This is a genomic window from Nonomuraea montanisoli, from assembly GCF_013363975.1.
GTDB lineage: Bacteria > Actinomycetota > Actinomycetes > Streptosporangiales > Streptosporangiaceae > Nonomuraea > Nonomuraea montanisoli.
In genome coordinates this window covers 78,031-101,363 of the sequence record NZ_JABWGN010000014.1, presented here as the reverse complement: position 1 = coordinate 101,363, position 23,333 = coordinate 78,031, and the positions used below count along the sequence as shown (strand labels likewise).

The following is a 23,333-nucleotide window of genomic DNA, read 5'->3' as shown; positions in this document are numbered from 1 at the left end:
ATCCGCTACTTGCCGACGCCCTCCGTCAGCCCGCGCAGGAACTGCCGCTGCCCGATGAGGAACAGCAGGATCGTCGGCAGGGCCGCGATGGTCAGGCCCGCCAGCACCACCGGCCAGTCCGTCAGCAGCCGGCTCTGCATGGACACCAGGCCGACCGGCAGCGTCTTCAGCGACTCGTCGCTGACGAACACCAGCGCGAACGCGAACTCGTTCCACGCGAACAGCGCCTGCAGCAGCGCCGCCGACACCAGGATCGGCCGGGACATCGGCAGGATGACGCGCCAGAAGATCTGCGCCCGCGTCGCCCCGTCGATGGTGGCCGCCTCGTCCACGGAGCGCGGCAGCTCGATCATGTACGCCCGGATCAGGAAGATCGTGAACGGGATGCGGAACGCCGTGTAGAGCACGATCAGCGCCCAGTACGTGTCGAACAGCCCGATCGCGGTCAGCAGCCGGAACAGCGGGATGAGCGCCACCGTCGGCGACAGCAGCAGTCCGCCCAGCACCAGCAGTGCCACCCCGTTGCCGAACGGCAGCTTCAGCCGGCACAGCCCGTACGCCGCCCACGCGCTGATCAGCGTGGTGGCCACGATCGAGGCCGAGGTCACGATGACGCTGTTGGTGAAGTAACGGGTCACGCCGAGGTCCCAGGCGCGGGCGTAGTTCTCCCAGCGCAGCTCGCCGGGCAGCCCCCACGGCTGGTTGAAGACCTCCTGGTTGTCCTTGAACCCGCTGAGCACCATCCACAGCACCGGGTACAGCACGGCCACGGCGAACGCGCCGAGCAGGGTCCAGCCGAGCACCCGGCCCACCACCGAACGGAAGCTCATGGTGGCGCGGGGCCGGTGCTTGGCGGTGGTCCGGCGGTCGACCCCGGAGTCCAGCGCGATCACGAGTCATACCTCCGGCGTCGGGAAAGGGCCAGTTGCCCGGCCGCGATGGCGAACGTGATGACGAAGATCACCGTGGCCACGGACGCGGCGTACCCCATGTCGTCCTCGAAGAAGGCCTTGCGGTACAGCCAGGTGCCGAGGACCTGGCTGGAGTTGTCCGGCCCGCCGGCCGTCATCACCATGACCTCGTTGAAGACCAGGAACGCCCCCGAGATCGTCAGGATGACGATCAGCGTGGTCATCTCGCGCACCATCGGCAGCGTGATGGAGAAGAACGTGCGCACCGCGCCGCTGCCGTCCACCTTGGCCGCCTCGTAGTACTCGCGGGGGATGCGCTGCATGGCCACCACGAACAGCACGGCGGTGTAGCCGATCGACTGCCACTGGCTCATCGCGATGACGCTCCAGATGGCCGACGACTCCTCGCCGAGCCAGGCGCGGGCCAGGTGGCCGAGGCCGACGGCCTGCAGCGCCTCGTTCACCAGCCCGTACCTGGGGTTGTAGAGGAAGGAGAACAGGACGCCCGCGACGGTGATCGACATGGCGGCCGGGATGAAGTACAGCGTCCGGAGCAGCCCGCGCAGCCGCTTGCCGACGAGCTCCTCCAGCAGCGCCGCGAGCACCAGCGACAGGCCGGCCTGGAAGACCAGGGAGACGACGGCGTAGGCGACGTTGTTGAGCAGCGCCCGCCAGAACACCGGGTCGGTGAACATCTCGGTGTAGTTGTCCACGCCCACGAACCGGGGCTCGGGGGAGAAGGCGTTCCAGGAGAAGAAGCTCAGCCGCAGGTTGTCCACGATCGGGTAGTAGACGAACACCAGCAACAGGGCGACGGCGGGCAGCACCCAGACCCAGGCGCGCCAGCGGGTCAGCAAGGCGCCCATGGCATCAACCCACTTCCTTCTTCGCCTTCGCGGCCGCCTCGCGGACGCCGGTCATGACCTGCTCGGGGCTCTTGGAGCCGGACAGCATGCCCTCGACGCCGGACAGGTACGCGCTGGCGACCTCAGCGTGGGTGATGGTGTCCAGCCAGATCGCGAAATTTCCGGCCTTGTCCATGTCGGCCAGGGCGTCCGTGAGCTGCTTGTTGGCGTTCGCCGTGCTCGCCGACCCCTTGACCGGGCTGAGCCAGCCGAGGTCCTTGGTCAGCGCCGCCGCGTTCTGCTGGCTGGTCATGAACTTCAGGAAGTCCACCGCCAGTCCTGCGTTCTTGCTCTGGGCGTTGACCAGGAACCCGTCGGGCGCGCCCGTGAGCGCCGAGGGGTCGCCGGCGGCGCCGGACGGCGCGGGCAGCCGGAAGAAGCTCCAGTCGAGCGGCGGCTTGGCCTTGTCGACCGCCTCGAACTCGACCGACTCCAGGTAGTGCATGCCGGCCTTGCCGGACAGGAACTGCGCCTGCGCCGTCTCGTGCGACAGGCCGTTGGCGTCCTTGGTGCCGCAGCGGCCCACCAGGTCGGAGAACTGCTTCAGCGCCGTGACGTAGCCGGGGTCGGTGAACGCCCCGGTCGCCGGGGTGTAGTCGGAGGTCAGCGTCTTGGCCGGCACGTCGTAGGCGTTGAGCTGGGTGATGTAGTGGATGGCGGCCCAGCCGTACTGGTTGCCGAACGCGATCGGCTGCACCCCCGTGGCCTTCAGCTTGTCGCAGGCCGTCAGCAGGTCCTCGAACGAGGCCGGCACCGTGACGCCCGCCTTGTCGAAGACGGCCTTGTTGTAGGCGAGGTACTTGCCGTCGAGGTCGAGCGGCATGCCGTAGTTCTTGCCGCCGTACTCGAACGCCTTGAGCGCGGCCGGCGCGAACGTCGAGCCCCACTGCGTGCTCGGGCCGATGACGCTCGTCAGGTCGGCCGCCAGGCCCGCCCGCACGAACTTGTTGGCGAAGTCGCCCGCCCACGAGAAGTAGATGTCGGGCAGGTCGCGCGAGGCGCTGAGCACCCGGATCTTGTCCTTGTAGGCCTGGTCGCCGACCTGCTCCAGCTTGATGTCGACCTTGGGGTTGGCCTTCTTGTACTCGGCCACCACCTTCTCGAAGTACGGCGCGTACTCGGGGTTGGCGAACTTCGTCACCATCGTCAGCGTGCCGGACTTCTCCTTGGGCGCGGCCAGGTCGGCCTTGCCGGGCGTCGCGCTCGTCCCGCCACCGCCGCAGCCTGCCGCGGCGACGATGAGGGTGGCCAGGGAGAGCGCACTCCAGCGGTGCTTGTTCATGCTGACTCCTTGCTGTTGGGCAGGACCGCCGCGGGGGCGTCACGGGGGGTGGCGAGGGTGGCGTCGAGGGGGGCCTCGTGCCCGAAGGCCCCGTAGGAGGCGCAGGCCGCGGACGCGTACGCCGTGGCGGCCGCCGCGAGGTCCGGCAGGTCCTCGCCGCGGACGGCGCCCACGAGCAGGCGGGCGATGAACGCGTCGCCGGCTCCCAGGGTGTCCACCACGGTAATCGGCTCCGCGGGTGCCCAGGCCGTCTCGTCGCCGCGGACGAGCACCGCTCCCTGGGAGCCGAGCGTCACCGCGACGGTCGAGGGACCGAGGTCCCGCACCCGGCGGGCCAGCGCGTGCGCCTCGTCGCGTGCGCCGGACGGGGCCGACAGGATCGCGATGCCGGCGTGGCGGGCGTGCGCCTCGACGTACTCCCAGGGACGCTCGGAGAAGTCGAACGACAGCCGCCGCGCGGCCGTGGCCAGCTCGGGAAGCTGGTCCTCCAGTAAAGAGCACTCGCCGGTGTGGACCACGTCGGCCTCGGCCAGCCGCTCGAGGTCGGCGGCGGTGAGGCGGAAGCGGGACACGCCCTCCTGGCCGCCGGTGAACTTGCGCTCCCCGGCGACGAGGCGGACGGTCGCGGAGGCGTTCGGTCCCTCGACGACGCGCAGCAGCGACAGGTCCACGCCCTCGCCGGCCAGCGCGGCGCGTACCACCCGGCCCGCCGCGTCGGTGCCCACGGCGCCCAGGTAGCCTGATGCGGCGCCGAGCCTGCGGGCATGGACGGCGACGTTGACGGCGTTCCCGCCGGGATACATGACGCCGAGGTCGGGGTAGCAGTCGACGACGTTGTCGCCGACGGCAACCAGGCGTGGGTTCACACGGGCTCCTGTGACTGGGAAGGTTCTCACTCACTTGGGTGAGAACGTTCTCAATCTGTGGGACCCATGTCAAGAGTTGCCGCCGAATCCGCTACGGTGGCCCGTTGATCACCCCTTTCGCTCTTCCCGAGGGGGGATGATGTCCAGGACACGACCAAGCAGCACCGGGGGTGCGCATGAGCGGCAGCGTCCGGCGGGCCATGCCGTCGATCGAGATCGTCGCCAAGGAGGCGGGCGTCTCCACCGCGACGGCCGGCCGGGCTCTCGGCGGCTACGGCTCGGTGAGCAGGAAGAGCCGCGAGGCCGTCCAGGCCGCCGCCGAGCGCCTCGGCTACCGGCCCAACAGCCTGGCCCGCAGCATGATCACAGGGCTGACGCACACGCTCGGCGTGCTCGTGCCCGACATCGAGAACCCGTTCTTCTCGCGCGCCCTGCGCGGCATCGCCGACGCCGCGCACGAGCGCGGCTGGGAGGTGCTGCTCGTCAACACCGACGAGGACCTCGCGCTCGAACGCAAGGCGCTGGGCGTGCTCGCCGAGCGCCGCGTCGACGGCCTCGTGGTGGCCCCGACGGATGTCGCCGACCGCGACGCGCTGCAGGCCGTCGTGGACGCCGGCATCCCGATCGTGCTGCTCGACCGGCGGGTGCCCGGCCTCGATGCCGACACGGTCGGCATCGACAACCGGGCCGCCGCCAAGGACGCCACCGAGCGGCTGCTGAAACTCGGGCACCGGTCGGTCGCCTTACTGACCGGCGGCGATGAGAAGCTCCGCCCGAAGCTGTCCCGTCCCGGCCTGCGGGGGGTGGAGCGGCTGGCGGCCACCACGGTCGGCGCGCGTGCCGCCGGCTACCGCGACGCGCTGGTGGAGGCGGGGGTCGAGCCCCGGCCGGAGCTGGTGAGCGCCGAGGGCTTCCGCCGGGAGGACGCGGCCGCCGCCACCCGGCGCCTGCTCGCGCTGCCGGACGCGCCGACGGCGATCCTCGCCCTGGACAGCCTCCTGGCGCTGGGGGTGCTCCAGGCGCTGCGCGGGCTCGGGATGCGCTGCCCGGCGGACGTGTCGCTGGTGGCCTTCGACGACGCCGACTGGGCTGAGGCGATCTCGCCGCCGCTGAGCGTGGTGGCGCAGCCGATCTACGAGCTGGGGGCGGAGGCGGGGCGGCTGCTGCTCGACCGCGTCCAGGGCAGCGACAAACGCTTCACCCACCGGCGGCTGCCGACCCGGTTCATCGAGCGCGAGTCGGCGGCGTCGCGTTGATCATTGGAAGACTTTGATGTGTTACGGCTTCGCCTGGTCGGCGCCAGTCGTCGTACGGGGCTGAGGGCCTCCAGGGAGACGGCCGCTGAACCCGCACGGGGCGGGCCGCCGTTACGCGCGTCTTCTTGGCCGTCGCCGGGGCGTTGTGATTACGCAGAGTCAACAGATGGCGGTGGCGCGGCTGGGGAGCGGCTGGAGGGCGTCGGCCCGTCAGACGCGCCGGTTGTCAGGGACCAGCCGAAGTGACCCGGCGCGCCGGGGACGAAGGGAAGGGCCTGTTCGCCCGCCTCCACCGGGTGGAGTCCCCGGCCTCGCTCCCCGTCGCCCCGACGGTCCAGTGCCCCGACCTGGGACAGGTCCTCGGCGGCGCGTTGGACGACCGGGCGGCCTCCTGGCGCGGCGGCCCGTTCGGGGAACGCGCGCGTGTCCTGCTGTGCAGGTGTGCTGCGCGGCCGGCTCGCCGAGCCGGACCGGCTGACCGGGGAGCCGCACGGTCGCCGGCGCGTCGTGACCCACGGGGAGCCGCACCCGGCAACGTGCTCACGCTGGGTGACCGAAGCGTGTCGCCCGGCATCGTGGCGGGCGTCTCCGGATCAGGGCAGCAGGCCGGCAGACAGGCGTGGCCGCACCGGGGTCAGCCAGTGGCGGTAGCGAGGGTCGCGGCCGTGGACGGCCTCCGTGTAGGCGGCGGCCAGCGAGCTCGTGACCGGTCCGGGAGCGGCCAGCTCGCGCCCGTCGACCGAGCGGACCGGCGCCACTCCGGCGGCGGTGCCGCACAGGAACACCTCGTCGGCGCCGTAGAGGTCGGAACGCATCACGTCGCGCCTCGCCACCGGCATGCCGAGGTCGGCGGCCAGGCGTTCGACGGTGTCCTGCGTGATGCCCTCCAGCGCCCCGGCGCTCGACGGCGGGGTGCTGATCCGCCCCTCGCGGACCACGAACAGGTTGGCGGCGGTGCACTCGCTGACCTGGCCGGCCGCGTTCAGCAGCACCGCCTCGTCGTAGCCGGCCTCGACCGCCTCCGCCTTGGCCAGCACCGAGTTGAGGTAGGGGCCCGTCGCCTTGGCGGCCGTCGGCACGGCCGCCTGGTCGTTGCGCCGCCACGAGCTGGTCATCAGCCGCAGGCCGGCGGCCGTCGCCTTCCAGTCCCACGTCGCGATCGACACCACGACCGGGTTGGCGCGCGCGGCCAGGCCGAGCTCGCCGTAGCCGCGGTGCACGAGGTGGCGGATGTAGCAGGCGCGGTGGCCGTTCGCGGCGACGGTCTCCAGCGTGGCCGCCTCCAGCTCCTCCACCTCGTACGGCACCCGCATCCCGACGATCCGCGCGCTGCGGTGGAGCCGTTCGAGGTGCTCGCGCAGCCGGAAGACCGCCGGCCCCGCGTCGGTGTCGAACGCCCGCGTCCCCTCCAGCACGCCCGTGCCGTAGTGCAGCGCGTGCGAGAGCACGTGCACCCGGGCCTCGCCCCACGGGACGAGCGTCCCGTCCATCCAGATGCGGCCTGCCTCCATGGACGCCACCTCCTCAAGTGGCTCAGCACGTTATGCCATTGATCGGCAAAGTGGCAAGCTAGTATGGGCCGCATGGAACCGCTCGTCACGCTGCTCCTCGACCGGATCCGGCTGCACCAGGGGCCGCCGGGCCGCCGGCTCGCGGGTGCGCTGGCCGACCTCGCCCAGACCGGCGCCCTCGCCCCCGGCGACCGGCTGCCGTCGGAGCGGGAGCTGGCCCAGGCCGTCGGCATGAGCCGGGGCACGGTGGCGGCCGCGTTCAACGCCCTGTGCGAGGAGGGGCTGTGCGAGCGCCGCCACGGCAGCGGCACCTACGTCACCCGGACGCGGTCCATGGCGGGGCTGCTCACCGGTGCCGTCCTGCCCGCCGACCTGTCGACCTCCGTCGTGCCCGACCCCTCCCACCTCGCGATGCCGCCGCTCGATCCGGCCTCGCTGCTGCGCAGCCCGAGCGGCCACGGCTACGACGCCATGGGCGACCCGCGCCTGCGCGCCCTGCTCGGCTCCGGCGACCCCGCGGCGGCGGACGGGTCCGTGCTGATCACCGGAGGGGCGCAGCAGGGCATCGACCTGGCCGCGCGCACGCTGCTGCGGGCGGGGGAGCGCGTGCTCGTCGGCGACCCCACGTACGTCGGGGCGCTCGCGGCGTTCCGCAGGGCCGGGGCGCACGCCGTCGCCGTGGACCTCACCGACCCCGGCGCCGCCGAGGCCGCCTTCGCCCGCCATCGCCCGGCCGCCGTCTACGTGACGGCCGTCGACAACCCGACCGGGGCCGTCCCCGAGCTGCGGCACGTCGCCGAGCTGGCCGGGGCCGCCGGCGTGCCGCTGGTCGAGGATCGCGCCCTGGCCCGCGTCATCCACGACGGCGCCGCGCCGCCCGAGCCGCTGTCCCGGGTGCACCCGCACGGCACGGTGACGGTCGGCTCGCTGTCCAAGGTGCTGTGGGGCGGCCTGCGGATCGGCTGGCTGACCGCGCCCGAGGCGCTGCTGGCCCGGATCACCGAGGTCAAGCTGGACTCCGACCTGGCCACCAGCGCCGTGGCACAGCGGCTGGCCGCCGAGCTGCTGGAGCACAACCCCGTCGGCCCGTGGGTGGACGAGCTGACCCGCCGCCGCGACCGCTTCACCGCCGCCCTGGCCGAGCGCCTGCCCGACTGGTCCTGGACCCGGCCCGCCGGGGGCCTGTCGGTGTGGGTACGGCTGCCGGGCGTCGACGGCGACAGGTTCGCGGCGCTGGCCCGCGAGGAGGGGGTGGCGGTCGCGCCCGGCTCGCTGTTCTCGGCGGACGGCCGCCATCGCGACCACCTGCGCCTCAGCTTCGCCCCGCCACCGCCGGTGGCCGACCAGGCCGTTGCGGCGCTCGCCCGCGCCTGGGCCCGCCTGAGCTGACTTCGGCGCCGCGCCGTGTGCTCCGACGTGGGCCTGGCTGAGCTGACTTCGGCGCCGCGCCATGTGCTCTGCCGTGGGCCCGGCACGGCTGGAGTGACCTCGACGCCGGACGCTGGGCGACGACCGGTCAGACCAGCCAGCCCTTCTCCTCGGCGATCTCGATCGCCTCGGCCCGGGTGCGGGCGCCGAGCTTCTGGATCGCGGCGGACAGATGGTTGCGTATGGTGTCCGGCGACAGGTAGAGCTCGCGGGCCGGCTCGGCGATGGTGCCGTGCCCGCGCGAGGCGGCGAGGATCTCGGTCTCGCGCGGGGTGAGCGGGGAGGAGCCCTCGCTGAGCGCCTGCACGGCCAGAGCCGGGTCGATCACCCGCTGCCCGGCCGCGACCCTGCGGATGGCGTCCGCCAGCTCCGTGACCGGCGCGTCCATGGCGACGGTCGGCTCGTCGAGGAAGAGCAGCTCCGGCTGCCAGGCCATGGCGACCGCGAAGCGCACCCGCTGGGCCTGGCCGCCGGACAGCTCGTCGCATCCGCGCCGGGCGAGGCCGGTGAGGCCGGCCAGCTCCAGCACCTCGGCGACCGTGCGCTTGCCGCCGTAGAGCCGGACGGCCAGCGGGACGACGTCGGCGACGGAGGTGTCGGCGGGCAGCCCGCCCGACTGGAGCATCGCGCCGACCCGGCCCCGTGCCACCGTGCGGCCCGGCTCGGTGCCGAGGACGGCGATCGTGCCGCGGTCGGGCCTGCTGAGCCCCAGCATGAGGTCCACGGAGGTGGACTTGGCCGCGCCGTCGGGGCCCAGCAGCGCCACGGTCTCGCCCTGGGCCACGGAAGGTGACGTCGTCGAGGGCGCGCACCCGTCCGTAGCCCTTCCTGACTCCGGTGAAGGTCACGGTGTTCGTCATGTCTTCGACGGTAGGCTCGCGATCTTCCCGGGATGAGTGTCCCCGGTCGTGACCTGACCCATGACGACCGTCACAGGCGCACCCCTGACGCGGACGACCGGCACAGGTCAGGACCCTGACGACGCCGGGCGCGACAATGGTGGACGTGATCCGCATCGATGCCGTTCTGGAGACCGGCGCAACGGTCGGCTTCACCGCCTGGCCGGTCGCCGAACCGGCCGGGGACGGCATCCTCGCCCTCTCCGGCCGGATGAGCCCGGCCGAGGTCGGCACCGCGATGGCGGTCATCTTCGGCTACGGCGACATCCCGACCACGCCGACCGGCGAGCTCCACCAGCTGCTCGACCGGCATCTGGCCGACGCCGAGACGCTGCTCGCCCCGGGCGGGCTGCGGGTCAGGGACACGGCGACCGGCGCGCGGATCCTGCCGGGGTGCTGCTGCGGCCTGGAGAACTGGCGGGAATGGCGCGACGTGCCGCACGAGAAGGGCATCTGGCTCGGGCACGATCCCCACACCGAGGTCGAACACGTCGCCGGAGCCGTCCGGCTCAGGCAGGGGGCGGGCCCGCCTTCGCTGCCTTCATCCCAGCACGAGGTGGAGATCCGGCTCGACGACCTGCCTGACCTCCTGACCACGGTGCAGCGGCGACTGCAGGGCTTCCTCGGCCTCGTCCGCCCATGGGCGAGCGAGATCAGCCCGCGGGCCGCCGACCGCCTCGTCGCCGTTCTGGACGAGAGCTTCGAGATCAACGGATCTCTCGCATTCGGCTGAGGGCGGTGGCGGGGTCAGTCGAGGGCGGCGACGAGGCCCGGCAGGACGGCTGGGTCGTCGAACAGGCCCGTGGCGCCCAGCCCGGACAGGCGCTCCGGCGGCGTGAGCCCTCCCGTGAACGCCAGGCAGCGCATGCCCGCCGCCCGCGCGGCCCGCACCCCGAAGGGGCTGTCCTCCACCACCACGCACCGCTCCGGCGGCGTCCCCATGGTGGCGGCGGCGTGCAGGAACAGGTCCGGGGCCGGCTTGCCCCGGGCGACGTCCTCGGCGCTGAAGACGCGACCGGCGAAGCGCGCGGCCAGGCCGGTCAGCCGCAGGCTGCGCGCGATCTTGGCGTGGCCGCCGTTGGAGGCGACGCACGCGGGCACGCTCAGCCCCTCCAGCGCCTCGGGCATGCCCGGCACCGGCGTCAGCTCGGCCTCCATGGCCGCGTCGTGCTCCTCGGCCAGCCGTTCCCGCCAGCCCGGCGGGACGTTCGCGCCCACCTCGCGCCACCAGTGCTCGTCGCTGCACCCCACGAACCTGGCGGCGTACTCGCGCTCGTCGATCTCCCACCCCAGCCGGCGCAGCGCCGCCGTGCCGACGCGGACCGAGATGCGCTCGCTGTCCACCAGCACGCCGTCGCAGTCCAGGATCACCAGCTCGACGGGCAAACCTCCTCCTCTCACGACAGTGCCTCTCTCACGGCGGTCCCCCCGCCGGAGCTCCGGCGGGGGGACCGTTGCGGCCGCGTGCGGGATCAGTAGTCGACCTTGAACATGTAGTTGCGCTTGTCCAGGTCGTGGCCGCGCACGGCCTCGTAGTGACGGGCGACCCGGTCCATCAGCACGGCGATCGCCAGCGGCGAGAACTCGCCGCGCAGCTCCGCCGGGATGCCCGGCAGGGTCAGGTTCTTCGTGTCGATGTGGAAGGTCTTCTTGCTGGCGTACGTGTCGAGGAAGCGCTTGGCCCGCTCGGCCATGGGCCGCGACGCGTCCTCGCCGAGCAGGTTGATGACGGCCACGTCGTCGTTGACGACCTCGAACGCGCCCTGGAAGAACTCGCCCGAGTTGAAGCCCGCCGCGTGCTTCCACTGCATCTCCTGCAGGAAGCACATGGCCAGCCCGTACGCCCAGTTGAAGCTGGGGCCGGAGCCGAGGACGTAGGTGATGGGCTCGTCCTTGAGCGTCTCGGCGACGATCCGGGCCCGGTCCTCGTGCTCCTGGGCGGCCGACAGCAGGGCCTCGGGCAGGGCCTCCAGAGCCTGGTCGAGCAGCGCCCAGTCACGCTCGACGCCGGTCTGCCGCATGACGGCGTACGCGGCGAGCTGCAGGAACAGGTCGCTCTGGCCGGTGAAGGCGACGTTGGCCGCCTCGGCCAGCGGGCCGCCGTCCTTGCTCACGATGGCGACGGTGGCGCCGGTGCTGCGGGCGTACTGGGCGGCGGCCACGGTCTCCTTGGTCTTGCCCGTGTAGGAGGCCAGGAAGACCAGCGAGCCCTCACCGAGCCGCTTGGTGCGGCCGGTGTTCAGCTCGTCGCTCTGCAGCTTGTAGACGGGGACGGTGTCCTCACGCTCCAGCAGGTAGTGGCCGGGGTAGGCGGCGATGAGCGAGCCGCCCGCGCCCACGAAGAACACGTTGCGCAGGCCCTTCGAGACGGCCTCCGCGACGAGCTCCTCCAGTTGGGGGCGCTGGGCGATGGTGTTGCGCGCCTTCTCCGTCAGGTCGGTCTCGATGGGCTTGAGCGGCAGCTGGTCGGTCACGATCTCTCCGTTCGCTTCTCAATTTGAGAACGTTCTCAACGATGCGTTGGTAACGTTCTCACTCGAAGTGAGAGCCCGTCAAGAGCCGGATCGGGAAGAGAACGTGCTGGTAGCGTCAGCGTGTCAGATGGTGAGACGCCCATTCAGATAATGAGACAAAATGCCCCTCATGCCCCAAGCCGGAACGCTCGGCCGCCCCCGCGTCTCCTGGGTCGCCGTCGCGAGCCTCTGCGGCACCGCGATCGAGTTCTACGACTTCTACGTCTACGGAACCGCGGCGGCGCTGGTGCTCGGCGGCGTGTTCTTCCCCGGCATGGACGCGGTGGCGGCGCGGCTGGCCGCCTTCTCCACGCTCGCGGTGGCGTTCGTGGCGCGCCCGCTCGGCTCGGCGCTGTTCGGCCACTGGGGCGACCGGGCCGGTCGCGCCACCACGCTGGTCGTCTCGCTACTGGTGACGGGGCTGCCGACGGCGGCGATCGGGCTGCTGCCCGGACACGCGGCGATCGGCGTCGCGGCGCCCGTCCTGCTCGTGCTGCTCCGGTTCGCGCAGGGCGCGGGGCTGGGCGGCGAGTGGGGCGGCGCGGCGCTGCTCGCGGCCGAGCACGCCCCGCCCGGCCGGCGGGGACGGTACGCGATGTTCCCGCAGCTCGGGCCGCCCGTCGGGTTCGTGGCGGCCAACGGGTGCTTCCTGGTGCTGGGGGCGGCGCTGACGGAGGAGGAGTTCGCGGGCTGGGGGTGGCGGCTGCCGTTCGTGGCCGCCCTGCCGCTCGTGGCCGTCGGCCTGTACGTACGGCGGCGCGTCCGCGAGGCGCCGGTCTTCCGCGCGGCCGTGGACGGCGGCCGGGTCGCCCGCGTGCCGCTCGCCGGGCTGCTGCGCCACCAATGGCGCCGGGTGCTGCTGGGCGCGGGCGCCATGACGATCGCGTACACGCTGTTCTACACCGCCACCACCTACTGCCTGGCGTACGGCACCGCGACGCTCGGCCTGCCCAGGACCACGATGCTCGCGCTGACCTTGGCCGGGGTGGGCGTCATGGCGGCGGGTACGGCGGCGTCGGCGGCGGCCTCCGACCGGTTCGGCCGCCGCCGCGTGCTCGTCACCGGCGTGGCGCTGGCCGCGGTGTGGGGGCCGGTGATGTTCCCGCTGATGGAGACCCGGTCGGTCGCCCTGGCCGGACTGGCGCTGGGCGGGGCGCTCGGGCTGATGGGGCTGACCTACGGGCCCATGGGGGCGTACCTGCCGGAGCTGTTCCGGACCGAGTTCCGCTACAGCGGGGCCTCGGTGGCCTACAGCCTCGGCGGGGTGCTGGGCGGTGCGGTGCCGCCGCTGGTCGCGACCGGGTTGCAGGCGTGGGGCGGGGGTGCGGCCGTCGGGGGGTACGTGGGCGCGACGGCCGTGCTGAGCCTGCTGTGCCTGCTCGCGCTGCCCGAGACGCGTGGTCGCGCCCTGGACTGAGAGGGCGGGCGGTCCGGCTTCGTGATCCGGGGTCAGGCGGGCTCCTGACCGGGGCGCAGGTGTCAGGCGGACTCGTGGCCGGGGAACAGCAGCGACAGCTCGCGCGGATGGGCCGCGATCAGCCGCAGCTCGTCGTCGGTCAGCGGGCGGCCGGTCATCGCGTTGCAGAGCTGCACCAGCCGGAGCGTCAGGTCCTCCTCGCGCACCTCGGCGCCCAGGCCCTCCATGACGTGGCGGAACCCCGCCTTGCCGCCGTACTCGCCGGTCAGCACGACCCGGCCCGCGCGGGTGTGCCAGTCCGCAGGGAACGGGCCGAGCGTCGCCTCGTCGTACAGCTCGTAGTTGCCGTGGTCCTTGAGCGCGCCGTCCGCGTGGATGCCGCTCTCGTGGGCGAACGCGTTGCGTCCCACGCCCACCTGGTTGTACGGCAGCGGCTGCCCGAACGCGTACGACGCCCACAGCCCGAACCGGCGCGCCCACGACAGGTCGAGCGGATCGCCGATCTCGGCCTCCTTGGCCTCGAGGCCGAACCCGTGCCGGAAGGCGAGGATCGTGGACAGCAGGTCGGCGTTGCCGGAGCGTTCGCCGATGCCGTTCACGCAGGTGTTGACCCACGCGTCCTGGCCGGCCTCCAGGTCGCCGAGGGCGCCGGAGAGGGAGTTGGCCACGGCCATCCCGAGGTCGTTGTGGCAGTGCGTCTCGACCGGCATGCCGGTGGCCGAGGCCAGCGCCGCGAACCGCTCCCGGATGCGGCCGGGCGTGTCGCCGCCGATCGTGTCGCAGTACCGCACCCGGTCGGCGCCCGCCTCCTTGGCGGCCAGCGCGAACTCCACCAGGAACCCGGTGTCCGTGCGCGACCCGTCCTCGGCGTTGACGCCGACCGTCTCGGCGCCCGCGTCCTTGGCGGCGCGGACGGCGGCGCTCATCTCGCGCACGATCGCGTCGCGGTCGAGCCGGCCGCGGAACTTGTTCTGGATCATGTAGTCGGACGTCGAGATGGACAGGTTGTAGTGCCGCAGGCCCAGGGGCGCCGCGCGCTCCACGTCCGCCGCCACGCCCCGGCACCAGCCGGACAGCCGCAGCCCGCCGAATGCCCCGGCCTCGGCCAGCGCCACCTGCGCCCGGACGTACGGGACCTCGTGGAACAGGAACGGGAAGCCGATCTCGGACTGCGCCACGCCGAGCTTGGCCAGATAGAAGTTGACCATGGTCTTGCCGAACTTGGACAGGCCGGTGCGCGCGGTCTGCACGCCGTCCCGGTTCGTCACGTCGAGGAAGTGAATCTGAGGCATGCCCTCACGTTGACATGTGCATTCAATGTGTATCAATATTGATTTTCATCAATATGGAAGCGTGGAGGCGGGGACGTGGAGTGGATCGACGCCGCCACGGCGGCCGAGCGGCTCGGGGTCAAGCCCGCGACGCTCTACGCGTACGTGAGCCGCGGGCTGCTCACACGGCGGCACGGCGACGACCGCAGGAGCCTGTTCGACGCGGCCGAGATCGAACGGCTGGCGCGCCGCGGCCGGCCCCGGGGGCAGCCGCCGGAGCTCGTGGTGGAGTCGGCGGTCACGGCGCTGGGACTCGACCGGCCGTACTACCGCGGGCGCGACGCGCTGACCCTGGCGAGGACGTCCGGGTTCGAGGCGGTCGCGGAATGGCTCTGGACCGGGGATCATGGCTCTCCGGAGGGCGGCGTGGGGTGGGCGTGCGAGGAGGAGGCGTTGCGGGCCGCGGTGAAGGCGCAGCAGGGGCTGCCCGCCGACCTGCTGCCCCTGGACCGGCTCCAGGTCATCACCACCGTGCTGGGGGCGGCCGACTCGCTGCGCCACCAGCTCGACCCCGCCTCGGTGGCCGCCACCGGCCGCCGCCTGGTCGCGGGCCTCGTGGACGCCCTGCCGCAGCCGGACGACGCTCCCACGCCGGACGACGCCCCGCAGCCGGGTGACGCTCCCACGCCGGACGACGCCCCGCAGCCGGGTGACGCTCCGACGCTGGGAGGCGCTTCACCCCTTCCCCCGGCGTCAGGGGGCGGGAGCTCCGGGGGCCGTGGGGCGGTGGCCGAACGGCTCTGGGCGCGGTTGTGCCCGCGGCCCGCCACGCCGGCCCTGCTCGCCGCGCTGCAGGCCGCCCTGGTCCTGCTCGCCGACCACGAGCTGGCCGCCTCCACCCTGGCCGCCCGGGTGGCCGCCTCCGCCCGCGCCGACCCGTACGCGGTGGTGCTCACCGGCCTCGGCGTCCTCGGCGGCCCGCTGCACGGCGGCGCGTCGTACGGCGCGGAACGCCTGCTCGCCGAGGTGGCCGAGCCGGACCGCGCGGCGCGCGTGATCGCCGACCGGGTGCGGCGCGGCGAGCGCATCCCCGGCTTCGGCCACAGCGTCTACAAGAACGGCGACGCCCGCGGTGAGCTGCTGCTCGCACTCGTACGGGAGGCGGCGCCCGGCCACGAGCGGCTCGCCGCCGCGCAGGCCGTCCTCGAGGAGGTCCGCAGGCGCCGGCTTCCCGAACGGAACGTCGACTTCGCCCTGGCCGCCCTCACCGCCGTCGCCGGGATGGTGCCGGGCGCCGGCGAGGCGATCTTCGCGGTGGCCAGGACCGCCGGCTGGCTGGCGCACGCCATGGAGGAGTACGAACGCGGCTCCCTCCTCCGCCTCCGCGCCTCGTACACGGGTCCGCCCCCCGAACGCCCCACCGACGACCCGGCGCCCCCCTGACCCCGTCGCGACCCGTCACCGCGTGTGGCTCGCCATGACCCGCCGCATGTCGGAGGCGGCCCGCAGCGTGCCCCGGACGGTGCCGGTGACCTTGGAACGGCCCGCTCTGCGCAGGTAGTCCACCTCCACCTCCGCGATCCGCCACCCGGAGGCCGCCGCGCTCAGCACCATTTCGAGCGGATAGCCGAACCTGCGGTCGTTCAGCCCGAGCGCCAGCAGCCCGGACCGCCGGGCGGCCCGCATGGGGCCGAGGTCGTGCAGCGGCGCCCCGGTGCGGCGGCGCAGGCCGTGGGCGATGACGGCGTTGCCGAGCCGGGCGTGCCAGGGCCAGGCGCCCGCGGCGCGCGGCCGGCGGGCGCCGAGGACCAGGTCGGCCTCGCCCTCCAGGACGGGCCCGGCGACTCTCGGGAGCTGGCGGGGGTCGAGGGAGGCGTCGGCGTCCATGAAGCAGACCACCTCCGCGCTCGCGGCCAGCAACCCCGCGTGGCAGGCCGCGCCGAAGCCGCGGCGCGGCTCGCCGACCACATGGGCGCCGAGGTCGCGGGCGATCTCGGCCGAGCGGTCGGTGGAGCCGTTGTCGACCACCACGGCGCGGTAGCCGTCGGGCATGCGGCCGAGCACCCAGCCGAGCGCGGCCTCCTCGTTCAGGCAGGGCAGGATCACCTCGACGGTCATGACCACGCGAACTCCTTCATGCCCGCCTCGAAGGCGATCTCCGCGCGGAAGCCCAGCTCGCGGCCCGCCCGCTCGGGCGAGGCGACGACGTGGCGGACGTCCCCGAGCCGGTATCCGCCGGTGATCCGCGGAGCCGGCCCGCCCCGCTCGGCGGCCAGCGCGGCGGCCATCTCGCCGACGGTGCGCGGGAGGCCGCCGGCGATGTTGTACGCGCGCGCCTCGCCGGGACGCGCGGGCGCCAGGGCGGCGGCCAGGTTCGCCCGGGCGACGTCGCGCACGTGGATGAAGTCGCGCAGCTGAGCGCCGTCCTCGAAGACCTTCGGCGGCCGCCCCGCCTCCAGCTCGGAGCGGAAGATCGCGGCGACGCCGGCGTAGGGCGTGTCGCGCGGCATGCGGGGGCCGTAGACGTTGTGGTACCGGAGCGCGACGACGCTTCCGGCGGTCTCCCGCGCCCAGTTGGCGGCCAGGTGCTCCTGGGCGAGCTTGCTCGTGGCGTAGGCGTTGCGCGGATCGAGCGGCGCGTCCTCGGCGATGGTGACGCAGCGGAGCGGCACGCCGCAGCCGGGGCAGACGGGGTCGAACCGGCCCTCCTCCAGGTCCCGTCTCGCGCGCGGGCCCGGGCGCACCGGGCCGTGCGCGGGGCACTCGTAGGAGCCCTCGCCGTAGACCACCATCGAGGACGCCAGCACCAGCCGTTCGATCCGGTGGCGGGCCATGGCCGCCAGCAGCACGGCCGTGCCGTACATGTTGGCCGAGGCGTAGTCCGGCAGGTCGGAGACGTCCACGCCGAGACCCACCTTGGCGGCCTGGTGCGCCACGAGATCCACCCCCGGCAGCAGCCGGTCCAGCGCCGCGCCGTCGCGCACGTCGGTGCCGGTGCGCAGATCGAGGCCGACGACCTCGTGCCCGTCGGCCTCGAACGCCTCGGCCACGTGACCGCCGACGAATCCGGCCGAGCCGGTGACCATCACTCTCACCCGTCCGACGCTAGCCCCGCCCGCGGCCGGATCGCAGCGACGTTCGCACTCCGTAAGAGTTCTTGTGAAGTGCGAACGTCTCGCGCTCCGGCGGCCACGAACCGCCTCCGACATGTGAGGCTGCCGGCGTGAAGCTCATCGTCGTGCTCGTGGGCCTGGCCCTCGCCGTGGTGCGGACGGTGGCCGGGTCGCCCGGTCTGGGCTGGTATCTGCTCGCCTGGGCGCTGTTCGCCGTGGCGGTGTGGCTGGCGCGCCGGGAGCCGGACAGGCGGCTGGCCGTCCTGGTCGTCGCCGGCGGCGTCGTGATGGCCACGGCCGGGCTGTCGGCGCCGCCGAGCAGCAGCACCGACTCCTTCCGATACGCCTGGGACGGCCGGGTGCAGGCCGCGGGCATCTCCCCGTACGACCACCCGCCGGCCGACCCGGCACTCGCCGGGCTGCGCGACGGCTGGCTCTTCCCCTCCGCGTGCGGGGCCCGCGACCTGTGGCCTCTCCCCGGCGGGGGATGCACCAGGATCAACCGCCCCACCGTGCCCACCATCTATCCGCCGGTCGCCCAGGGGTACTTCCTCCTGGTCCACTGGCTCTCACCGGACGGCGCCCGGCACAAGGGCCTGCAGCTCGGCGGCTGGGTGATGGCCGTCGTCGTGCTCCTCGCCCTGTGCAGGTGGAACGTCCGGACGGCCGCCTGCTGGGCGTGGTGCCCCGCCGTACCCGTCGAGGCAGTGAACAACGCGCACGTCGACATGCTCGCCGTGCTGCTGGTCGTGCTCGCCATGAGCGCGACGCGCGCCCGCGGGGCGCTGCTCGGCGCCGCCGTGGCGGCCAAGCTGCTGCCCGCCGCGGCGCTGCCCGGCGCGCTGTCGGGAGTGCTGGCGAACGGAGCGGACCGGCGGCGCGTCGTCAGGACGCTGGTGCCCGCCACCCTGGTCGTGGCGCTCGCCTACCTGCCCTACGCGCTGTTCTCCCGGGCGTCCGTCGTGGGCTACCTACCGGGCTACCTCCAGGAGGAGCGCTACGGGAGCCCGGCCGACGGACACCGCTACGCCCTGCTGCGGCTGGTGCTGCCGGACGCCTGGGCGCCCTACGCCGCGATCGCGCTGCTCGCCCTGATCGCTCTCTTCGTCCTGCGCCACGGCGAACCGGAACGACCATGGCGCGGCGCGCTGATCGTCACCGGGTCGCTGCTGCTGCTCCTCACGCCGGGCTACTCCTGGTACGCGCTGCCGGTCGTCGCGCTGGCCGCGATGGACGGTCGGTGGGAGTGGCTGGGGGTGGCGCTGGCGGGCGGGGTCGCCTACGTCGCGGGACCGATGGCGGCCACCAGCCCCGCGACCGCCTTCTACGCCGCGGCAGCCCTGGCCGTGCCGGTCGGCTGGGCCGTACGCCGGCGGACGCCGGCCGCCCCGGCCCTCGATCGCCTTCTTCGCCCTTGCCGGCCTCCGTCTCGGAAGGACCACGCATGTCACCCGACTGTTCGGCACAAATCCTGATCATCGCCAAGGAGCCGGTGGCGGGACGGGTCAAGACCCGGCTGACCCCGCCGTTCAGCCCACGACAGGCCGCCGCGCTCGCCGAGGCCGCCCTCCGCGACAGCCTGCGCGCGGTGTCCGCCACGCCCGCCACCCAGCGGCTGCTCGCCCTGGACGGGTTGCCGGGCGGCTGGCTGCCCGCCGGCTTCACGGTGATCCCCCAGCGGGGCACGAGCCTGGACGAGCGTCTCGCGGCGGCATTCTCGGACGCGCACCGGCTCCGGCCGGACCCCGTCGTCCTGATCGGCATGGACACGCCGCAGGTGACCCCCGCCCTGCTCGGCGAGGCCGCCGACGCTCTGGCGCGCCACGACGCGGTCTACGGCCCGGCGGCCGACGGCGGCTTCTGGCTGCTCGGCCTGCGCAGGCCGGATCCCGCGCTGGTGCTGGGCGTGCCGATGTCGCACCCGGAGACCGGCAAACTGCAGCTCGACCGGCTGGACCGGGCCGGGCTGGCCGTTCACCTGCTGCCCGAACTGACCGACGTCGACACCGCGGCCGACGCCGCGACCGTGGCCGCCCACGCGCCGGACACCCACTTCGCCGCCGCGCTCCGGGAGCTGGACCGATGATGGGGCAGCTCTACGCCGACGCGCTCGGCGGGGCGGGCGCCGAGCTGGAGTACGTGGACGGCACGCGCGTCGCGCTGGACACCGCGCGCTGGTTCGACCCGATCGACGGCGACGAGGCGTTGCTGGAGCGGTGCGCCAGCCCGACGCTCGACATCGGCTCCGGCCCCGGCCGGCTCACCGTCGAGCTGACCCGCCGCGGCGTGCGGGCGCTCGGCATCGACATCACGCCCCGCGCCGTGGCCCTGACCCGCAGGGCAGGCGGATTCGCGCTGCTGCGCGACGTCTTCGACGAGGTGCCGGGCAGCGGCCGGTGGACGACGGCGCTGCTGGCCGACGGCAACATCGGCATCGGCGGCCACCCGGAGGCGCTCCTGCGCCGGGTCAGGCAACTGGTCCGGCCGGGCGGCGCCGTCCTGGCCGAGCTGGCACCGCCTGACGCGACCAGCCGCGTGGACCGGCTCCGGCTGCGCCGCGGCCCCGTCGTCGGCGACTGGTTCGGCTGGGCGACCGTGTCGGCGAGCGACATCCCGCGGCTCGCCCACGCGGCCGGGTTCCGGCAGGTGGAGCGCTGGACGGCACACGGCCGGTGGCTGGCGCGCCTCAGTCGCTAGGCGCCGTCGCAGCCGGGGTCCTGTCCATGTACGCGGCCAGTGCGCGTACCCGGTCCGCGTGCTGGTCGTGCCCCACGATCACCGGCGGCTCGTTGTACGGCATGGCGTCCGACGAGCGGCGCAGCTTGACGTACTGACCGCACGCGTCGATCGCGTACGGCTCCATGTCGTCCTGCAGCGCTCCGATCACCGTGATCCCGTACGTCTCGCCGATGCGCCGGAACAGCGCCACCGCCTCGCGCCGGTGCTCCTTGCCCAGGTTGCGGCCCAGCTCGTCCAGCACCAGGCACAGATGGCCGCCGCCGGACGAGGCGATCGCCGCCGCGCACACCAGCTTGACCGCCTTCTCGTCCATCAGCGCGGTGTTGGCCCGCCGGTTGTACGGCACGAATCCCTGCCCCTCGCCGCGCCGCCACTTCGGCGTCACCCGCCACTGCCAGCGCTGCTCCGGGTCGACCGGCGCGGGCGGCACCGGGAACTCCAGCGTCGCGCCGTAGCCGCCGTACGAGGTGTCGAGCTTCTCGAACTCCTCCGCCACCCGGGTGAGCCGCGCCTTGATCGCCGCGCTGAGCGCCGCCCGGTGGACGGCCGTCGACTGCGCCGCCTCCTCCGCGCCCTTGTCGGCCGCCGCCAGGTCGCGCTGCCGCGACACGAGCTGGGCCTCGATCTGCCGCCGCTGGTGCTTCTCGTACTCCTCCTGCCCGCGCAGGTAGGACGCGAGCGCCCCGCACACCGCCGCGAACGTCGCCTGCTCGCGCGCCGTGCTCCCGCCGCGCTCCGACAGCAGGAACGCCAGCTCCTCGGGGATCTCGGCGTCCTCCTCCGGGAACGTGTCGCGCAACGCCTGGTCGAAGTGGCGCTCGGCGATCCGCCACCACTCCTCGGCGGTGCGCGGCCGCTCCTCCTCGGGCAGCGCCCGCAGCCACTCGCGGGCCGTCTCGGCGGTGCCGCCCCAGTCGGCGGCCAGCGCGGCCAGCTTCAGCGCCTCCCGGTCGCCGCCGACGCGGGTCTCCTGCTCGCGCGCCTGGGCGCGCTCGGCCTCGTGCCGCTGCCGCCGGCCTTCCAGCCGTTCGATCTCCATGTCCCGGGTACGGGCCCGGAAGTCGAGCCCGGCGGCCTGGCGCTCGGCCTCGGCCACGGCCGGGACGACCTCCTCCAGCGCGCCGGCCAGCTCCTCCAGCCGCGCCCGCCGCTCGGCGAGCCGTTCCTCCACCTCGGCGAGCCGCACCCCGGCCCGCGCGCCGTCGAGGCGCCGCTGCGCCTCGGCGACCGCCTCCTCCTCGTCGCGTACGGACTGCGCCGCGAGCTCCTGCGTGTCGCGGGCCCGGTTCAGGCGCTGCTCGGCGGCCTTGATGCGCGCCTCGCGCCCGGTCGCCACCCTGTCGAACGCCCCCACGACGCTCACCCCGGCCGCGCTGACCAGCACCGACCCGGGCAGGTCGCGCAGCGCCCGGGCCGCCTCGTCCAGCCGTCCGGCGTCGACGATGACCGCGTGCTCGTGCGGCCAGCCGCGCAGCCCGCCCAGGCTCAGACCCGGGGCGCGGGACTGGTCGCGCGCCTGCTCGGCCACGTCCAGCGCGTCCAGCAGGCCGGTGGCGTGGAGACCGGCCGCGGTCAGGGCGTTGAGCTGCGCCGCGGCCGGTCCGCCCTCGGCGTCGTCCAGGGCCGCCTGGGCGGAGGCCACCTCCCGGTCGGCGACGCCGAGGGCCTTCAACGCCTCGTTCAGCCGCAGCCGCGCCTCGCGCAGCTCCCGCTCCGCCGCCGGGACGTCACGGCCGTCGGCGAACCGGCGAGCCTCCTCCAGCTCGGGGATCCGGCCGCGCAGCTCGTCGGCGGAGTTCTCGGCCACGGCCCGGTCGGCCTCCAGCTTGGCGGCCCGCGCCTGGAGCGCCGCGAGCTCCCGCCGCGCCTCGGTGACGCCCCGGTCCAGCGTGTCGTCCTTCAACGTGGCGATCTCGGCCTTGACCATGGCGATCGCCTCGGCGGCCGCCGCGTTCGCCGCCTGGTGCCCGGCGAGCTCCTCGGCCAGCGCCTCGTCCTTGGCCGCCGCGTCGGCCAGCTTGCGCGCCTGCCTGCCGCGCCAGCACCGCAGCGCCTCGGCCAGCCGCACCCGCGCCTGGTCGCGACGGTCGAACGTGGTCAGCAGCGCCTTCGACTCCGCCTCGAACTCGGCCAGCCGCTCGCCGGCCTGCGCCGCGCGCACCCGCTTGGCGTGCTCGTCGCGGCGTGCCTCGCGCTCCTGCTCCAGCTCGGCGTCGAGCCCGGTCAGCGCCGCGATCGCCTCGAACACCCGCTCCGGGGAGATCTCGTTGAGCGGCTGGGACAGCAGGTTGGTGGCCACCTTGCTGCGGACGGAGGTGGACAGGAACGACACGCAGCGGACGCGGTCGCCGTACAGGACCTTGGTGAGGTCGCGCGCCACCACGTCGCGCCGCCCGGCGGACCGGGGGAGGGACGCCCACGTCTCGTCGGCGCGCGCGACCCGCTCCGCCTCGGACGCGGCGGACGCCAGGTGGACGCCGTCACGCCAGCGGATCTCCAGGTGCGGCGCCTCCTGGTTGACGCGCAGCCACACGGTCATGGCGCCGCCGGAGGTGTCGGGCACGGCGAACAGCTCCCCGCTCCGCAGCGGCTCTTCGCCGTCTCCCTGTGCTTCGGCGCCGCTGCCGCCCGCCCCGGCCCCGGCGCCCGCACCGGCCTCAGCATCGGCGTCGGCGCTCGTCCCGGCACCGGTGACCTCGAGAGCTTCCGCTCCGGGGCCGAGGTCGGCCGCTCCTGTGACCGTCGTCGCCCTGGACTGCAGGACGCGCGACAGATCGCCCGTACGCACCTCAGGCGGCCCGAAGACGCCCACGATGTAGCCGTGGTCGGCGCTCGCCCACTGCCGTCCGCCGGCCCCGCTGGCCAGCTCCGCGTTGAACAGCAGCTCCGACACCGCCTTGGCGCCGGAGGCGAAGCGCCACTGCTCGTCGCCCAGCAGCGCCGTGATCGACGCGATGAACGACGACTTGCCGGCTCCGTTGGAGTCCTTGGGACCCGCGCCGGCGACGACGATGAGCGTGCCCGGGACGGTCGGCACCGGATGGGTCGAGAGCCGCGAGATGTTGACCGCCTGCACGGCGATCAGCACCCGGTCCCCGACCACGTTCTCCACCTGCGACACTCGAACTCCCGCCACCCTTCCTGCACGGTCACGCCATCCACTGACCCGGCTCGCCGCCGGACAGCCTCGTACCTGTCCACCCACCCGACCCCGAGGCCGCG

20 protein-coding genes are annotated in these 23,333 nt (G+C 73.9%); 8 read left to right on the top strand and 12 right to left on the bottom strand.

What is annotated here, in order from left to right:
- Positions 1–5: 5 nt before the first annotated feature.
- The 4 genes from HTZ77_RS32840 to HTZ77_RS32825 are packed head-to-tail and all read right to left on the bottom strand — an operon-like array spanning position 6 to position 3,964.
- On the bottom strand, positions 6–893 hold the full coding sequence (locus HTZ77_RS32840) for a carbohydrate ABC transporter permease (RefSeq protein WP_205304159.1): 888 nt from the start codon (positions 891–893) through the stop codon (positions 6–8).
- Positions 890–1,777, bottom strand: a complete 888-nt coding sequence (locus HTZ77_RS32835) for a carbohydrate ABC transporter permease (protein WP_175593620.1) — start codon at positions 1,775–1,777, stop codon at positions 890–892. Before HTZ77_RS32835 ends, HTZ77_RS32840 begins: the two co-directional genes overlap by 4 nt.
- Before the next feature lie 4 nt (positions 1,778–1,781).
- A complete protein-coding gene (locus HTZ77_RS32830; protein WP_175593619.1) occupies positions 1,782–3,098 on the bottom strand; it encodes an ABC transporter substrate-binding protein in 1,317 nt (438 codons plus the stop codon).
- On the bottom strand, positions 3,095–3,964 hold the full coding sequence (locus tag HTZ77_RS32825; RefSeq protein ID WP_175593618.1) for a PfkB family carbohydrate kinase: 870 nt from the start codon (positions 3,962–3,964) through the stop codon (positions 3,095–3,097). Before HTZ77_RS32825 ends, HTZ77_RS32830 begins: the two co-directional genes overlap by 4 nt.
- Positions 3,965–4,140: 176 nt before the next feature.
- On the opposite strand from HTZ77_RS32825, the gene HTZ77_RS32820 reads away from it, so the two are divergent.
- Positions 4,141–5,220 (top strand): LacI family DNA-binding transcriptional regulator, encoded by a 1,080-nt coding sequence (locus tag HTZ77_RS32820; RefSeq protein WP_175593617.1) that lies wholly within the window; start codon positions 4,141–4,143, stop codon positions 5,218–5,220.
- Positions 5,221–5,813: 593 nt separating this feature from the next.
- Here HTZ77_RS32820 and HTZ77_RS32815 read toward each other — a convergent pair.
- Positions 5,814–6,731: a branched-chain amino acid transaminase gene (locus tag HTZ77_RS32815; protein ID WP_175593616.1), complete on the bottom strand. Its 918-nt coding sequence runs from the start codon at positions 6,729–6,731 to the stop codon at positions 5,814–5,816.
- A gap of 72 nt (positions 6,732–6,803) precedes the next feature.
- On the opposite strand from HTZ77_RS32815, the gene HTZ77_RS32810 reads away from it, so the two are divergent.
- Positions 6,804–8,120 carry an aminotransferase-like domain-containing protein gene (locus HTZ77_RS32810; protein ID WP_235995540.1) on the top strand — a complete coding sequence of 439 codons (1,317 nt, stop codon included), beginning with the start codon at positions 6,804–6,806 and terminating at the stop codon, positions 8,118–8,120.
- 127 nt (positions 8,121–8,247) lie between these two features.
- Here the strand turns inward: HTZ77_RS32810 and HTZ77_RS48460 are convergent, their stop codons facing one another.
- On the bottom strand, positions 8,248–8,943 hold the full coding sequence (locus HTZ77_RS48460; RefSeq protein WP_328808907.1) for an ATP-binding cassette domain-containing protein: 696 nt from the start codon (positions 8,941–8,943) through the stop codon (positions 8,248–8,250).
- Positions 8,944–9,155: 212 nt separating this feature from the next.
- On the opposite strand from HTZ77_RS48460, the gene HTZ77_RS32800 reads away from it, so the two are divergent.
- The gene (locus HTZ77_RS32800) at positions 9,156–9,791 is read left to right on the top strand and encodes a hypothetical protein (protein ID WP_205304158.1); all 636 of its coding nucleotides are present in this window, start codon (positions 9,156–9,158) and stop codon (positions 9,789–9,791) included.
- Between the two features lie 14 nt (positions 9,792–9,805).
- On the opposite strand, the gene HTZ77_RS32795 is transcribed toward HTZ77_RS32800, so the two are convergent.
- Positions 9,806–10,444: an HAD family hydrolase gene (locus HTZ77_RS32795; protein ID WP_175593613.1), complete on the bottom strand. Its 639-nt coding sequence runs from the start codon at positions 10,442–10,444 to the stop codon at positions 9,806–9,808.
- Between the two features lie 86 nt (positions 10,445–10,530).
- The gene (locus HTZ77_RS32790; RefSeq protein WP_175593612.1) at positions 10,531–11,532 is read right to left on the bottom strand and encodes an SIS domain-containing protein; all 1,002 of its coding nucleotides are present in this window, start codon (positions 11,530–11,532) and stop codon (positions 10,531–10,533) included.
- A 169-nt stretch (positions 11,533–11,701) separates the two neighbouring features.
- Here HTZ77_RS32790 and HTZ77_RS32785 point away from each other — a divergent pair, with 169 nt between their 5' ends.
- The gene (locus HTZ77_RS32785; RefSeq protein ID WP_205304157.1) at positions 11,702–12,988 is read left to right on the top strand and encodes an MFS transporter; all 1,287 of its coding nucleotides are present in this window, start codon (positions 11,702–11,704) and stop codon (positions 12,986–12,988) included.
- A 62-nt stretch (positions 12,989–13,050) separates the two neighbouring features.
- Here HTZ77_RS32785 and HTZ77_RS32780 read toward each other — a convergent pair whose 3' ends face one another.
- Complete coding sequence (locus HTZ77_RS32780; protein WP_175593610.1) at positions 13,051–14,280, bottom strand: LeuA family protein; 1,230 nt, start codon at positions 14,278–14,280, stop codon at positions 13,051–13,053.
- Between the two features lie 75 nt (positions 14,281–14,355).
- Here HTZ77_RS32780 and HTZ77_RS32775 point away from each other — a divergent pair, with 75 nt between their 5' ends.
- A complete protein-coding gene (locus tag HTZ77_RS32775; RefSeq protein WP_175593609.1) occupies positions 14,356–15,702 on the top strand; it encodes a citrate synthase in 1,347 nt (448 codons plus the stop codon).
- A 15-nt stretch (positions 15,703–15,717) separates the two neighbouring features.
- Here the strand turns inward: HTZ77_RS32775 and HTZ77_RS32770 are convergent, their stop codons facing one another.
- The gene (locus HTZ77_RS32770; protein ID WP_175593608.1) at positions 15,718–16,377 is read right to left on the bottom strand and encodes a glycosyltransferase family 2 protein; all 660 of its coding nucleotides are present in this window, start codon (positions 16,375–16,377) and stop codon (positions 15,718–15,720) included.
- Positions 16,374–17,345 carry an NAD-dependent epimerase/dehydratase family protein gene (locus HTZ77_RS32765; protein WP_205304285.1) on the bottom strand — a complete coding sequence of 324 codons (972 nt, stop codon included), beginning with the start codon at positions 17,343–17,345 and terminating at the stop codon, positions 16,374–16,376. Before HTZ77_RS32765 ends, HTZ77_RS32770 begins: the two co-directional genes overlap by 4 nt.
- Positions 17,346–17,482: 137 nt before the next feature.
- On the opposite strand from HTZ77_RS32765, the gene HTZ77_RS32760 reads away from it, so the two are divergent.
- Genes HTZ77_RS32760 through HTZ77_RS32750 form a run of 3 tightly spaced genes read left to right on the top strand, consistent with a single transcriptional unit; the run spans position 17,483 to position 20,069 of the window.
- The gene (locus tag HTZ77_RS32760; RefSeq protein WP_175593606.1) at positions 17,483–18,847 is read left to right on the top strand and encodes a glycosyltransferase 87 family protein; all 1,365 of its coding nucleotides are present in this window, start codon (positions 17,483–17,485) and stop codon (positions 18,845–18,847) included.
- Entirely contained in the window at positions 18,817–19,458 is a 642-nt protein-coding gene (locus tag HTZ77_RS32755) for a TIGR04282 family arsenosugar biosynthesis glycosyltransferase (protein WP_175593605.1), read from the top strand. Before HTZ77_RS32760 ends, HTZ77_RS32755 begins: the two co-directional genes overlap by 31 nt.
- Positions 19,455–20,069 (top strand): class I SAM-dependent methyltransferase, encoded by a 615-nt coding sequence (locus HTZ77_RS32750; protein WP_175593604.1) that lies wholly within the window; start codon positions 19,455–19,457, stop codon positions 20,067–20,069. The genes HTZ77_RS32755 and HTZ77_RS32750 overlap by 4 nt, the downstream gene beginning before the upstream one ends.
- On the opposite strand, the gene HTZ77_RS32745 is transcribed toward HTZ77_RS32750, so the two are convergent.
- Complete coding sequence (locus HTZ77_RS32745) at positions 20,059–23,232, bottom strand: coiled-coil domain-containing protein (protein WP_175593603.1); 3,174 nt, start codon at positions 23,230–23,232, stop codon at positions 20,059–20,061. The two genes, HTZ77_RS32750 and HTZ77_RS32745, sit on opposite strands and share 11 nt — an antisense overlap.
- Positions 23,233–23,333: the final 101 nt, after the last annotated feature.

What these genes read in the sequence shown, in the direction of transcription:
- HTZ77_RS32820 (WP_175593617.1), top strand. Translation starts at nt 4,141, where the DNA reads ATGAGCGGCAGCGTCCGGCGGGCCATGCCGTCGATCGAGATCGTCGCC.
- HTZ77_RS32785 (WP_205304157.1), top strand. Translation starts at nt 11,702, where the DNA reads ATGCCCCAAGCCGGAACGCTCGGCCGCCCCCGCGTCTCCTGGGTCGCC.
- HTZ77_RS32750 (WP_175593604.1), top strand. Translation starts at nt 19,455, where the DNA reads ATGATGGGGCAGCTCTACGCCGACGCGCTCGGCGGGGCGGGCGCCGAG.
- HTZ77_RS32810 (WP_235995540.1), top strand. Translation starts at nt 6,804, where the DNA reads ATGGAACCGCTCGTCACGCTGCTCCTCGACCGGATCCGGCTGCACCAG.
- HTZ77_RS32800 (WP_205304158.1), top strand. Translation starts at nt 9,156, where the DNA reads ATGGTGGACGTGATCCGCATCGATGCCGTTCTGGAGACCGGCGCAACG.
- HTZ77_RS32830 (WP_175593619.1), bottom strand. Translation starts at nt 3,098, where the DNA reads ATGAACAAGCACCGCTGGAGTGCGCTCTCCCTGGCCACCCTCATCGTC.
- HTZ77_RS32835 (WP_175593620.1), bottom strand. Translation starts at nt 1,777, where the DNA reads ATGGGCGCCTTGCTGACCCGCTGGCGCGCCTGGGTCTGGGTGCTGCCC.
- HTZ77_RS32755 (WP_175593605.1), top strand. Translation starts at nt 18,817, where the DNA reads ATGTCACCCGACTGTTCGGCACAAATCCTGATCATCGCCAAGGAGCCG.
- HTZ77_RS32815 (WP_175593616.1), bottom strand. Translation starts at nt 6,731, where the DNA reads ATGGAGGCAGGCCGCATCTGGATGGACGGGACGCTCGTCCCGTGGGGC.
- HTZ77_RS32770 (WP_175593608.1), bottom strand. Translation starts at nt 16,377, where the DNA reads ATGACCGTCGAGGTGATCCTGCCCTGCCTGAACGAGGAGGCCGCGCTC.
- HTZ77_RS32765 (WP_205304285.1), bottom strand. Translation starts at nt 17,345, where the DNA reads ATGGTCACCGGCTCGGCCGGATTCGTCGGCGGTCACGTGGCCGAGGCG.
- HTZ77_RS32780 (WP_175593610.1), bottom strand. Translation starts at nt 14,280, where the DNA reads ATGCCTCAGATTCACTTCCTCGACGTGACGAACCGGGACGGCGTGCAG.